The organism is Litorilituus lipolyticus, from assembly GCF_006439335.1.
GTDB classification, from domain to species: domain Bacteria; phylum Pseudomonadota; class Gammaproteobacteria; order Enterobacterales; family Alteromonadaceae; genus Colwellia; species Colwellia lipolytica.
Map to the genome: position 1 here is coordinate 24,206 of NZ_SAWY01000002.1, position 13,351 is coordinate 37,556.

Annotated in this window: 7 protein-coding genes; all 7 read right to left on the reverse strand. The window is 34.9% G+C overall.

The annotated features are described in order from the left end of the window. Positions 1–24 precede the first annotated feature (24 nt). Positions 25–5,208 (reverse strand): VCBS repeat-containing protein, encoded by a 5,184-nt coding sequence (locus tag EPA86_RS01320; RefSeq protein ID WP_140601119.1) that lies wholly within the window; start codon positions 5,206–5,208, stop codon positions 25–27. Between the two features lie 211 nt (positions 5,209–5,419). Next, on the reverse strand, positions 5,420–7,069 hold the full coding sequence (locus EPA86_RS01325; protein ID WP_140601121.1) for a tetratricopeptide repeat protein: 1,650 nt from the start codon (positions 7,067–7,069) through the stop codon (positions 5,420–5,422). A gap of 148 nt (positions 7,070–7,217) precedes the next feature. Continuing rightward, positions 7,218–8,726 carry a hypothetical protein gene (locus tag EPA86_RS01330; RefSeq protein WP_140601123.1) on the reverse strand — a complete coding sequence of 503 codons (1,509 nt, stop codon included), beginning with the start codon at positions 8,724–8,726 and terminating at the stop codon, positions 7,218–7,220. A gap of 302 nt (positions 8,727–9,028) precedes the next feature. Continuing rightward, complete coding sequence (locus EPA86_RS01335; protein WP_140601125.1) at positions 9,029–11,083, reverse strand: secretin N-terminal domain-containing protein; 2,055 nt, start codon at positions 11,081–11,083, stop codon at positions 9,029–9,031. Position 11,084: 1 nt separating this feature from the next. Then, positions 11,085–11,651, reverse strand: coding sequence for a hypothetical protein (locus EPA86_RS01340; RefSeq protein WP_140601127.1), 567 nt, complete (start codon positions 11,649–11,651; stop codon positions 11,085–11,087). Between the two features lie 4 nt (positions 11,652–11,655). Then, positions 11,656–12,201 carry a hypothetical protein gene (locus EPA86_RS01345; RefSeq protein WP_140601129.1) on the reverse strand — a complete coding sequence of 182 codons (546 nt, stop codon included), beginning with the start codon at positions 12,199–12,201 and terminating at the stop codon, positions 11,656–11,658. Continuing rightward, complete coding sequence (locus tag EPA86_RS01350) at positions 12,194–13,351, reverse strand: hypothetical protein (RefSeq protein ID WP_140601131.1); 1,158 nt, start codon at positions 13,349–13,351, stop codon at positions 12,194–12,196. The genes EPA86_RS01345 and EPA86_RS01350 overlap by 8 nt, the downstream gene beginning before the upstream one ends.

Genomic DNA, 13,351 nt, shown 5'->3' on the forward strand with positions numbered 1-13,351 from the left:
ATCAATAACTCAATATGCCTAAGGTTATTGCCCTACAATACGCTTACTTATGTCGATAGAGTCAGAACCACCTTGACCTATAATGGCATTACCATTCATCAAGTACATATAAGTGGAACCACTGGTTTGGTTACGCCACAATATATCGTCATTCCCATCACCATCAAAGTCTGCCATATCTTTCATTCGCCAATTTGTATCGGTAATTCGATTTATTTGTAAGCTTTGCCCTATTTGACCAGCATGCATCAACCAACTCCAGTTTGTACCGTCGCTACTTCTAAAAATAATATCATCCACATCATCACCATTTAAATCACCACTTCCTGTGATTGACCAATGCACAGGTACAGTACTTAATAAATAAGCTCTCATAATATTATTACCATTCATCAAATAAAGGTAATTATCTCCTGAAATGGTATTTCGCCATAATATATCAGCCTTACCATCTCCATTAGTATCAGGAGTCGTTGCGACTTTCCAGTTCATATCACTGATGGTCGTTACATTTTGGCTTTGCATAACCGTTGTTCCATCCATAGTATATAACCAAGTTGACCCAGTAACTTGATCACGCCATAAAATATCATCTTTTTTATCGCCATTAAAATCTGCAACGCCAGCCACTTCCCAATTTGTGCCGACACTATTTATTGCAGATTCTTGTAATGATGCATGACCATCCATCAAATGTATCTGGTTTGCACCTGTACTATTATTACGCCATAACAGATCACTTTTTCCGTCACCATCAAAATCTCCACGCCCAGCGACTTGCCATTCAACAGGCAGAGTCCCGGCAATATCACTCGAAATAACGTTTACTCCATTCATACGCTGAAGAGAAAGTTCTCCGTTTCCAGAATCTCGTATCAAAATATCTGCTTTATTATCACCATCAAAGTCATAACGGGAAGGTGAAATTTCAGAAATTCGCTTAGGTACAAGTTGCCAAGATGCATCAGCAATGGTTGTTACAGTTTGGCTACTACTTATGCCCCCTGCTTGGCTGACATCTAAAAAGTCTGCAACCACTTCTCCAGTACTTAGGTTATGCCAAATAAAATCTTGACTTAAATCACCAATCAAGTCGCCCGTCATTGCTAAACGCCATTCAGAAGTCCTTGTTGGTAGAGCAAGCTCCGATTGCAACGAGCCGTCTTGCATAACATAAAGGTTAACTTCACTTGTTAGCTTGTTTCGCCACACTATATCACTATCGTCATCACCATCAACATCGGCAACATCTTGTAATTGCCAATTTTCACTAATAACACCTAAGCTAATTTGCTGAACAATCGTAAATCCATTCAACAAATAGGTAAAGTTTTCATTAGTCTGCTTATTCCTCAACCATAAATCAGCAAAGCCATCACTATTAAAATCTGCAACAGCTTTTATCTTTAAGTCAGTATTAGCTGGTATTAACTGCGACGCACTTTCAAGTTGGCCATTTAATAAGGTATGAATATGAACTTCATCTGTTGTCAATTCCTGCCAAATAACATCGTCAGCATTGTCACCATTAACATCACCAATACCTGCTACTTGCCAGGTCATTGGAACAGTATTTAAAGAAATAGTATTAGTTACAGAGACACCTGACATTAAATCTATTTCATTTACCCCTGTTTCTTGATGGCGCCATAGAACATCCTCTTTACCATCACCATTAAAGTCTCCACGACCAACAACATGCCAATAAGTATCTGCTCGGGTTGTTGGTGAGCCAACTTCTATCACAGCCTTACCATTCATTAAATAAACATAAGTCTGACCAGATTGTTTGTTATGCCAAAACAAATCTGTTTTACCATCATTATTAAAATCATTTTTAGCTGCTATCTTGCCGCCAATATATTTATTGAAAGGGTCACTATCACTACCATCTAATACCCCGTCTCCGTCCATATCACCATTCAAAGGATCATATTTAGGGTTATTGACCTCAAATTCATCACTCAAGCCATCATTATCACTATCTGAGCTATTTGGATTTGTTTGATGGATATTTACTTCATCTCCATCAGATAAACCATCATTATCACTATCTGAGCTATTTGGATTAGTTAGTGAAGTATTAACTTCATAGCCGTCCGATAACCCATCACCATCACTATCGGCAATTAAAGGATTTGTTAATGAAGTATTAATTTCATAACCATCAGTCAAGCCATCATTATCACTGTCATCATTTAAAGGGTTTGTTAAAAACAAGTTAGTTTCAGAAGTATTAACTTCAAAGTGATCAGTTAAACCGTCATTATCACTGTCTGAATCATTTGGTTTAGTGCTTAATTCAAACTCTTCTAGATTAGACAGACCATCGCCGTCACAGTCTTCAGCAGCATCGTTTGAGTCTAATGGATTTAAACAAACAGAGTCATCATCATTGAGTAAGTACAGATTTTCATAGTCATCTGACATTCCATCGTTATCATCATCCGTATCAATTCGATCTGGAATGCCATCAATATCAGAATCAGTTTCACGTTTAGCAATGTAAGCTTGAGTAATGCTGCTTCCTTCTGATACAAGGTTTGTTACTGTAGGTTCAGCTAAAGGATCATTTGAATCAAGCGTAAAAATAGCATGTGGGATGTTTGCAGGATATAGAATGATATCTCCATCACTGGAGATTCTAGGCTGGATAGTCGTTGTAGTTGCTGCAAGTTTCCCATGATCTGCAGTTTCAGTCGTGTCATTATCTAGAGCATTACTATTTGCAACAATTGAACTTACATTATTAACTAAATCTCTAACCACAACTTGATAATTAAATACATCAGGATTTACTTCATCTTCTGTTTTGGTTTTAAACACTACGTGTGTGCCATCATCTGAAATAGTTACATCAAATGCATTTTTTATTTGATTTCCTTGCACTCCAGCAGCGGTATTATCATAACTAATAATCTGATTAGTACCCGTTTGGCGATCATAAAGTAAAATATCATTATCGTAGTTATCATCTTTATCTACGCCATCACCCAAAATTTTATCTGTAGCATGTGTACTGTACGCTACATACCTTCCATCACTAGAAATACTAGGCTGAAAGCTATATTCATAACTTAGATAATCACTTACTGGTACAGTAACTAAAGAGTTTTCATCATTACTAATATCATAAAGAGCAATTTGCCACCCAGCGCTAGTATTATATCCAAAAACCTTTTCATTCTCAGTCATGTAAGTGATAAAATTACCATCTGAACTTATTTCAGGGTTGGTTGAGCCACTATAAAATGACTTAGGTGACACTTCTCCATTTTGTGTATGACTTACTAATGTGTTTTCATGTTTATCCGCATCATAAACATACACTTCTTGATTTCCAACACCATGACTAATGATATTCGGTGCGGAAGAGGAGTAAGTAACTCTCTTACCATCACCAGAAATACGTGAATTGCGCGAAGAACCATTCGCGACAGCACCATTTTGTCCGAAACTAATCAATATAGTACTTGAGTTCAATCTATTGTGATAAAATACATCATAAGATGTGTTTGTATCACCAGAAACGATATTACTGGCCAATGAACTAAACACAATATAATTTCCATCATCACTAATATCAAAGCTCCCTTTATCTATCTCACCATTTAAAGGGGCACCATTTAGGCCAAAACTTAACCTTTCAAGTTGCGTTTGTTTACCATCAGCACCTCTGTCTAACAAATATAATGAATCAAATTCATTTCCGTCAAGGAGAATATTATTCGCCTTAGACTGAATAACAATGTAACGTCCATCTTTTGACATTGCGATGCTATCAACATTAGAAACAAAATTTTCTCCCGGTATCGGCAAGCTAACTCTTAAGTTACTTCCTGCACTTGGATCATCTTCAATCTGATACTTATAAACATCCGATAAACTATCATTATCCTCATCAACTACCACAATACGATCACTATTATAAGCTATGTTTTTTCCATTAGCTGATATGCTTGCAAGATAGAGTTCTCCAGAATTTTGGCTAACACCTTCATCAGCACCTGAAATGACAATTGTATCCAAGTTAGATAAATCACGATAGAAAACATTATTCTCTTGTGCCACTAATGGCTCACCTGTGGCATTTTTTGCTGTGAATATTAATTTGTCCCCATCAGCGTTGATAGAAGAAAAGTTTGCACCGCCAGCGTGATTATACTCCCCTCCCCCTATACTTATTAACGACGTTGTACTTGCCAATACATTCCTAACATATACATCATCAACTCCGTCAACATCACTGATATCATTTGTTAAATCCGCGCTTGTATGAAAAGAAATGACATTACCATCAGCATTTATACTCGGGGCATAACTTCCAATCGAATCTGACTTATTGCCGTTAGTTTTAAGGCTAATTAAAATTACTTTATTCTCAGCAAGGCTGTAACGAAAAATATCAGTATTATTCCAAACATCTTTACTACTTATGTTATTAGAATCAGACTCAAAGACTACAAATTCTCCATCAGCACTAATAACAGGATTACGTGAGGCAGCTTCAACTTCAATTGTACTATAGGTTTTATTTATACGGTAAGTAGTATTAGCTGCACGGTCACGAATAAAAACATCACTAACTCCATTGGTGTCTGTACTAGTTTGATCTGGGCCACCTTGTATTTTTTTACTTAGGTTATTTGCTAAACTATCAAAGACAATTCGATTCCCATCTTTAGATATAGAAGGGTTAAACGAACTATTATTGCTAGTAATGTTTTCATCTTCAGGTCTGGATATCAGCTCTGTATTACCAATAACACTGATATCTGTATCACTAAAACTGTAGGTCGATAAATAAATGTCACTAGTAGAGTAAGCAAATTCAATTAAATTAGTTGCGGTTGATTCATAAGTAACAAAAATAGTTGAGCCATTAACAGCAATGTCGGGCTTTTGAGAATCACCATTTGAAGCTTGGTTATTAAGGCCATTCGAAACTAACTTAATAATATTCGTTTGCGTATCCTTAAGGAAAATATCACATTTGCCATTAGTATCTTTTACTATCAGGGTAGTAGCACAGGAGCTAAAAGCAATAAACCGACCATTTGGTGAAATCACCATATCCTTGGAGTTCCCGTCATTAAACTTTAAGTTTGCTTTACTAGCTAACTCTTGCGTTAACCAATTACCTGCATAAGCTGATAACGTTGAAAAACCACCTAAACTGGCTATTATTAAAAATTTCTTAAAAAGCATAAAAACCTCTACAACATATACAAACTATGATAAACAATAGAGCTCTTATCATAATACGCGTTTATACGGCAATACTCTCATAATGCTATGTTCTTGTCATTAAATTGTCACTCTATGTTACAAAAGCAAAACAAATGCCAGAATATAATCACTCTCGTAAGAGTAAAGAAAACTCCTAGCTTACGTAGTAGAAGTCAATAAAAATATAATATTACTTTGAACAAAGCAAAATGACTTGTGGTGCAAGTTGATTATTATTATCCAATATTAAAGCTTTGTTAGACCAACCAATCGCAAATTCACAAATATTCATTTTATAATATACGAAGGCCAACTGTGAATAGACTAAAGATTGTAACTTAGGACGAGACTTGGTATGTTTCAATGCTCTTCTCCCTAAATTTAGGGCATCTTGATAATAGCCAGAGTCAACTAAAATAGTCAATAATGCGACAAGATTTGATTGGCGAATTACACCCTGTTCAAGTTCAAGATTATAAGCTTGAAGTATCAACTTTAATGCCTCTTTCTTACTCCCATTCTTTGCTAGTTCCCTACCGTAACTGCTCATTGCTCGTGTGCTATTAGGGCTTTTATCTAACTCAAGTTGATAAAATTTCAAAGGTGTCTGCCATTCTTGTACTCGAATATAACTTAAAACTGAAAAGCAAAGAACAAAAAGCCCTAATAGTACTAGTTTAAGTATTTTAGTCTTAGCAAAAGAGTTTAAAACTAAGCGGCACAAATTTGTTAAAATTAACAACCCTGCTGCTGAAGGTAAATACATTCTATGTTCAAAGTATAAGTCTTGAATAGGAATAAAACTTGACTCTACAGCCAATCCTAAATATAGCATAGCCAAAGCAATTAACATTAAAGGCTGTTTATATCGAACTGAGATAAAGCTAATAGTTATGATAAACGCAACATGAATAGCTAAGTAGTGATAGAAAGTGGTTGAGCCAAAACTTATTAAACTGACTTGAGACTCCAGCTTTAGTGGAAACGGGAAAAAAAGCAATTTAAAGTACTGTAATATAACTTTTAACTGTGTTGCAAAATAATCTAAACGACTATACGAATTAGTTTCTCTAGTTATTTTATCAAGTTCTATTATGAACTCTGGCGCAACGTAAAATGCGACGACAACTGAGGTGACGCTTAAAGTAGCAATTATAAGCAACTTTATTCGTTGTTTAGTTATTAACTTAAAAGTCATTAAGAATATGAATACCGGTAAGAAAATTACAGTTTGTTTACTACCAAACGCTAATATAAAGAAACAAATACTTAATAAAATAAAACTCACATTTTTAGGTATTGAATAGCTAGTTTTATTTTGTTTTCTTATTGAAAGCGTATAGAAAATTAAAGACAACATGGTAAAAAACATTGCCAAAACAGTAAAACGTTGACTGATATAAACAACAGCCTGAGTATTTAACGGGTGAATTAACCATAAAAGAGCAACCGCATAGGACATGCCATTTAATTGTTGTTCTTTAATACTAAAGCCCTCACTACTAGCAAGTACTTGCCCTAGAGCATTTATAAAAAACCAAATTAAACAAGCATTAAGGAAGTGTATAAATAGAGTTATAGCGTGCAATGCAATTATTCGTTCTCCAAAAAGCTGACTTAGCGAATATGAACTTAAGCCTATATAACGAAAATTAAGCAAATGTAAAAAAGTGTCTGGTGGGATCAAATTATCTGCTTGATTCAATATAACCGAATCATCTACATATAATGGTACAGTCAATGCACCGCAATAAACCGTCGTAACTAAAAAAAGAGCAAAAGTTAACCTGTAGATTATGGTCAAATTAGTACTAATATAAAAACGTTTTTGTTTATCCATGACTTTATGTTTTCACCTAAGAATTTTTTAGTTTTTTATAATTATCAGATAGCTAATATTAAATTGCTTTAAGCTTACTTGAAGCAAAAAAAAACGAGGCATTAGCCTCGTTTTGTTCTTACACAATATTGTGCAATAAAATCAATTATTAGTTGATTTTACCTTTATATTGGTCATTGATAACAACAGCACGGTCAGTTTCAGCATTGTTTTTATATGCTGAATGAACACTGATGTTTTCGTCAGCTGCATTAACTACGATATCAATAGAAAGCTTACCTGATGTGAAAGGAACTGAAGCGTTATTGATTAGAGCATCAATAATTTTACCAGTTAATTTCTTCATTTCATTACCGCCTAAGCTTTCAACAACAACGTTGTTTAGTACAACGTCACCAGCCATATTTGTAGCTGTAACATATACAGAACCTGCATCAACAGAGCTATGGTTAGTGATGTAAATCACTTGACCAAGATCACGTTGTGCTGCTGGAAGTGTAATGTCAGAGAAAGGCATGTAAGGAATATTGATTTGTGCACCATTTAATGTCCACTCACCAGCATCAGTCATTACGTTTAATGTTTCAACGCCTGTATTAGCAGTAGGACATGTTGGTAAACCTGGCACAGATACTAAACAAGTATAATCTTGCTCTGAATCAATAGTGAATTTTTGATCAAGTAACTCAGCATTAGTACCATCACCATTACCTGTTGAAGTAAAAGTAATTGAGTCAGTTGTAAATGTTGCAGGGTAAGTCATAGTAACTTGTGTCGCTGCAGTATTTAATGTAGGACCAGTTAATGCGTTAAGTGATGTAAATTGACCAGAAGTTAAGTCAGTGAAGTCACCATTTAGTACAACTGTTACTTCATTTTCAGTAACAGTTGTTTGCCAACCTGTTGTGTTTACAACAGCTTTTTCGATAACAAGTGTATCTTCAAGAGTAGGGTTAGCTTCAACATAGTTTGGCGCAGTAGCATTTAAGCCTGTAAACATTTCACGCAACATAGTTACATCAATTTCGCCATTTAGCTTATTACCGGCAGCAATTGTTACAGCGTTAAACTGTGTTGCTACGGTAGCAACTGGTGAACAGATCTTTTCAATAGTTGCAGCGCCAACACCTGTTTTAGTTTCCATACAAAGTTTTACTGTAGTACCTGAAACAACAGCAGCTGAATCAATTACTAAGTTAGCTGTATTTGCAACAGGAGGGTTTACAGGATTAGGTTGGTTAAACGCAATAACCAAACCACCAGTACCTGTAGCAAACTGGTTATCAACGTTAGTTACACGGTAATGAGCTTCTGAGTCATCACCTGTAGGTGAAGTTAGCTTACCTAAAGTCATTGTAACTAAGTCACTAGTACCAATAGTACCCCTTTGAACTAAAATAGTCGAAGGTAAAGAAGCAAAAGATGTTGGTAATTCACCTACACCATTTTCAAAGTAGAATCTATAAGTATCATTCTCAGAATATTCTGCTGCAATTGTTACTTGCAGATCTGTTGTTGTAATTGATGATGCAGTAGCAAATGTTTGTGCTTGCTTAGAATATGTTGAGTTCGCTGGCGCGTCAATCACTGCAGCCTGAACACCAAAAGTAGCAGCAATTGCAGATGCAATTAATGTCGACTTCATTATTGTTTTCATTATTTTCTCCAAGTTTCATGAAACTGGAACTTGGCTGTGCCTAGTCCCTAGTAATACTAATCAGTAACTATATATCTATAATTACTACCTAAATTAGGTAGAAAAGATTATTCGTGAGTTTAGATGTAAAGTCAACCCTGTTAAGTAATTTTTATGATTAAAAACAAGAGTCTTACTTTTACCTATGGCCACGCACAAAAAAAACACAAGTTTAGTTTAAAAAAAAACCTTTTTATTTAATAATTAACTAGCATAGCCTAATTTAATATTTATTTTTCCTTATTGTAAGAACAGTTTTAAACTTAATAAGTAAGCATATCTAAACCTTGCTTAAAGTTATGCTTGATATTGTCCCATTGGTTATCATCAAAAATAATTCTAGGTGTCACTAGCACCACTAACTCGGTTTTTTCTTTCGACTGAGTTTCACTTTTAAATAAGTAACCAAAGATAGGAATACTACTTAAAAAAGGTACTCCTTTATCTATATCATAAGCATTTTCAGAGACAAGACCACCTAACAAAATAGTTTTCCCGCTATTTGCAACAACTTCGGTACTTATATCTCTATTTAAAATACCTTGTGCATTACCTGCAATTTGATTAGAAATACTTTGCTGAATATCCATAATAACAACACCATTTGTATTGATAGTTGGAACAACAGACAAAGTTAAACCTGTTTGGCGTCGCTCTACATTTTCTCTAACAACTTCAGTATTATCATTTGTATCAGTTGAAGTTACAATTGGGATTTCATCACCCACTACAATAGAAGCAGTTGCGCCATCTCGAACAAGTAAAGTTGGGTTAGATAGAATATTAACTAAACTATTTCGTTCAATGGCTTTAGCTTCTATCGTACTAACTGCACCAGCAGCTTTAAATAAACCACCTGAGATATCATCTAACCCCATAACACCTTGAGTACTTAGACTAAACTTGCCACTTTCTAAAAAAAATTCAACACCATATTGAAATTCATCTCTTAAAGTTACCTCAGCAATTGTTACATCAAGTAATATTTGTTTAGGCATCACATCAAGATTTTTAATTAAAGGTAAAATCCCTTGGTAGCTACTCCCTGTTGCATGAACAATTACAAAATTTGCACGAGAATCTATCACTATATTAATGCCTTTTTCATCAAGCCCACCATTACTGGTAGCCAAGCTGCTTTTACCTTGAGTTTTATTAGCAACAGATGATTTAGTATCTCTACTATTGTTACCCGATTTATTTGCTACCACAGCATTACCACCAAATAATGGCGCTAAACTCTCACCAATATCTTCAGCGCGAGCAAACTTTGGCCTATAGATAAAATATTGTTTAGTATCACCTTTTGGTGGTTGATCTAACTTTTTAGCCCAGAACTCTACTCGATTTAGAAAATCAAGTTCACTCGCAAAAATAGCAATGGCTCCTATTTGCTCAATAGGTACCATTGCAAGGTTTCTCGTTGCTTTATTGTTCAAGTCAGCCGGAATACCTTCACTTGTTAATAATTCACTAATTGTTTCAATAAATTCTTCTGTTGAAATATAATTAAGCTCAATAAAACCGATGTTTTTACCTTGGTGAGCAGGTCTGTCTAGTAACTCCGTCAATTCAATTACTTGGATGACTTGCTCTCTTGTGCCTTCAACAAAAAGTGCACTTTGACCTGCATCTGGCGAAACTTTAGCTTTCACAAGCTGCTTTAATGTTCTTTCTATACTAAAGTTCACACCATATTTTAACGGAATAATCTGTAAAATAGTTCCTGTAGTTTGTGGCACTGAACTAACTGAACGCCCCACTTGTACCACAGCACCTTCTAATACAGGATCAAGTGTATGTAAATAAAAAACCCCTTCCTTTAAACGTACTTTTACGCCATTTTCATCTAGCAATTGCTTAGTTGCTTTATAAAGCTGCTTATCTGTAAGCCCTTTACTTATATTTAGAGTGATAAGGTTAGGTATATTAGAAATTTTTTGCTCAATGACATAATTAACTTTCAATGTATTCCCAAAAGTTTGGTGAATAAAATCAGTAACTCTTAAACTATCAAAAGCAACAGCATACGTTTGATTATTTTTAAAATAGGCTTCATCATTAACCTCTTCCGCTTGTAATGTTTTATGTGCCAAGCTTTCTACTTTTTCAATTTTTGTTTCTGGCGTCGACTTTTCATCATCATTGGTATTAACAGGTATTTCTTCTTCGATATTGTTTTCCAGAAGTGATGATGCCTTGACATGTACAACCTCAGGTTTTTCATTAGGCGTGAATAATGCACACCCAGGGGTTAGGCCTACAGCTAACACAATAGCAAGTGCGCGGAGAACGTTAGTTTTTCTCTGTTGTAACATGTTATTTACCCTTGTTTTTCTCACCTGAGAAAGTCATATTTTTGTTTTTGAATAATGGTAGTTTAGCAAGAGTGCCTTCGATTTCGATTTCAACAAAATCAACCCCAACCTGAGTAACTTTACCTTCAGCAAACGATTTGCCAGACGGTAAAGTAATCAATGATATTTTTCCGGTTTTGTTTTTATATTCAATGACAGCTTTACGCTCGCCATTTTGGGAAATAACTCCAACAAGCTTTGCAACTCTTAAAATGTCTGGTTTTACAATTGCTTTATTTTGTTGGCTTTTCGCCAACCTGTCATTGGCAAGTTTATCTTGCGCAGCTTTAGTTTTTTGTTCTAACTCTTTTTCAATAGCAAGCAGAGAAGAGAAGTACTGATTAATAAAGTCATTCCCATTGATACTTGTCCGATTAAACTTAACTATTTCAATGTTTACATCCTCCTTTTCTTTAACATTAGCACCAGGTAGAAGCACTCGATTGAAAATGTCAATTAGCAATATAATAACAGCACAACCAACACCGGCTAGTAACATTCTTTTATCTAAGTTCGATATTATGTTCATTCTATTACTTCTGCCCTTGTTGAAATAACACGTCCAATACTACTCGAGATGTTACAAGGGTTTGCATTTTTTTAAATGGCATTGCATTGTACATACTATTAATCACTATTGCCGGTTGGTTATCTGCGATTAGATTTTGAAATCGGAGTATATTAATCAAGCTTCCTTTAACAGTTATTAACACTTTACCGTGCATAATTCCTGCTAAGTTTTCATCTTCGTTTATAGCTTGCCAGTTCTGCCGTTGAATTACTAAATCAACTTCCTCAGCATACTGCTCAATTTGCTGTTGAATAGCGAGCTTTGCCTGAGAATCTGAAATATAGGTAGGAACTAATTCCTGCATTTTTATCAGTTGATTGACCAAACCTTTTACTTTAGCTTTTTCTTCATCAACAGTACTTAACATCAAACTAAGCTTTTTATTAGTACGCAACAACTGTTCTTTAGTTGCTAAGTTTTCATTTTGTGTTGCTAACTGAGGCAATATAACCATTTTGATAGCTAAGAGTAAGGTGACCAAAAGCAATAACTTCTTGTTCTTAGTCATGAGCGACCTCTTGTGTTTTTTCTTGTAAACTAGCTAACTCTACAATAATCGTAAAATCTTGATAGTTGGCTTTTTTTTGAATAATCCCTGAGAAATCTGCCTTAGCCACGTTTTGTTGAGCCAATAGTAAAGCTAAGACATCACTAGATGATAAGGAAGTACTCCTCATTTTTAAGGCTATTTTTCCAGTAGGTAAGAAGTTTATATTTATAAGCTTGATACCTTGAGTAAATAGTGGTGCAATACTTTGCCAGTCAGTTAACTCCCACCCCTTAACCTGATACAAACCAGAAAACTTCTCTGCTCGACTCTTTGATTCGTTAGTTTGTGAAATAAGATCTAATAATGGAGATAATTGTGCATTTAAACTATCGCTTTCAGCTCTTAAACTAGCTACAGAGTTATTTAAGAAAAGGCTAATAACGATGAGATAAATAACAAGAACAATCGAGCTTCCAGCAAAGAATGCACGCCAATCGGTTTGTTTACTCTGCTTTGAATAATTAACATACAAACCAAGAATTAACTGCCAAAGGGATGCTATATTTTTGCCATTGAATAACTCTTTGATTAACCAAGACTCATCATTTTCAATGCACTCAACACTCTGTGGTACAACTAGCGCTATGTAGGCATCCTCTCTATTAGTAAGCAAACCATTTAATTCAATCACTGTATTTTTGTAATTATTTGGTACACAAATATACTTACGATTGTTTTGTTGATACTGAATAGTTTTATTTTTCAGGCTTGATGCAATAATCCAACTTTCTGGTATAACCAAGTTAGGTCTGATGATATTTTCAGCCAAAAGAGTGTCGCTATAATAAGCCTTTTTTACTTGTCTTGCTTTACCATTAAAAGCTTGTATTTGAAATAAAAAAGGTCTCAGACTATTTGTTTGTTCTAGCTTTAATACTTTAACTAGATCGCGGTATCGTGAAATAGGATAATCCATTACTTCTTCTTGATAATGCTGAGCTCCAAGAATAAGGCACTTAACTTGTTTTTTATCTTGAGCTGTTGCTTCTTCTAGCACGCCCTTTTTTAGTGCATAGCAACTATCCCATAATAATAAGCAATAGCGTTGCAGTAGTGAACTTTCAGCTGATTTCAGCATTTTACTGATTAAGGTATTAAAGTTACTCAT

What these genes read in the sequence shown, in the direction of transcription:
- EPA86_RS01345 (WP_140601129.1), bottom strand. Translation starts at nt 12,201, where the DNA reads ATGACTAAGAACAAGAAGTTATTGCTTTTGGTCACCTTACTCTTAGCT.
- EPA86_RS01350 (WP_140601131.1), bottom strand. Translation starts at nt 13,351, where the DNA reads ATGAGTAACTTTAATACCTTAATCAGTAAAATGCTGAAATCAGCTGAA.
- EPA86_RS01330 (WP_140601123.1), bottom strand. Translation starts at nt 8,726, where the DNA reads ATGAAAACAATAATGAAGTCGACATTAATTGCATCTGCAATTGCTGCT.
- EPA86_RS01335 (WP_140601125.1), bottom strand. Translation starts at nt 11,083, where the DNA reads ATGTTACAACAGAGAAAAACTAACGTTCTCCGCGCACTTGCTATTGTG.
- EPA86_RS01325 (WP_140601121.1), bottom strand. Translation starts at nt 7,069, where the DNA reads ATGGATAAACAAAAACGTTTTTATATTAGTACTAATTTGACCATAATC.
- EPA86_RS01340 (WP_140601127.1), bottom strand. Translation starts at nt 11,651, where the DNA reads ATGAACATAATATCGAACTTAGATAAAAGAATGTTACTAGCCGGTGTT.
- EPA86_RS01320 (WP_140601119.1), bottom strand. Translation starts at nt 5,208, where the DNA reads ATGCTTTTTAAGAAATTTTTAATAATAGCCAGTTTAGGTGGTTTTTCA.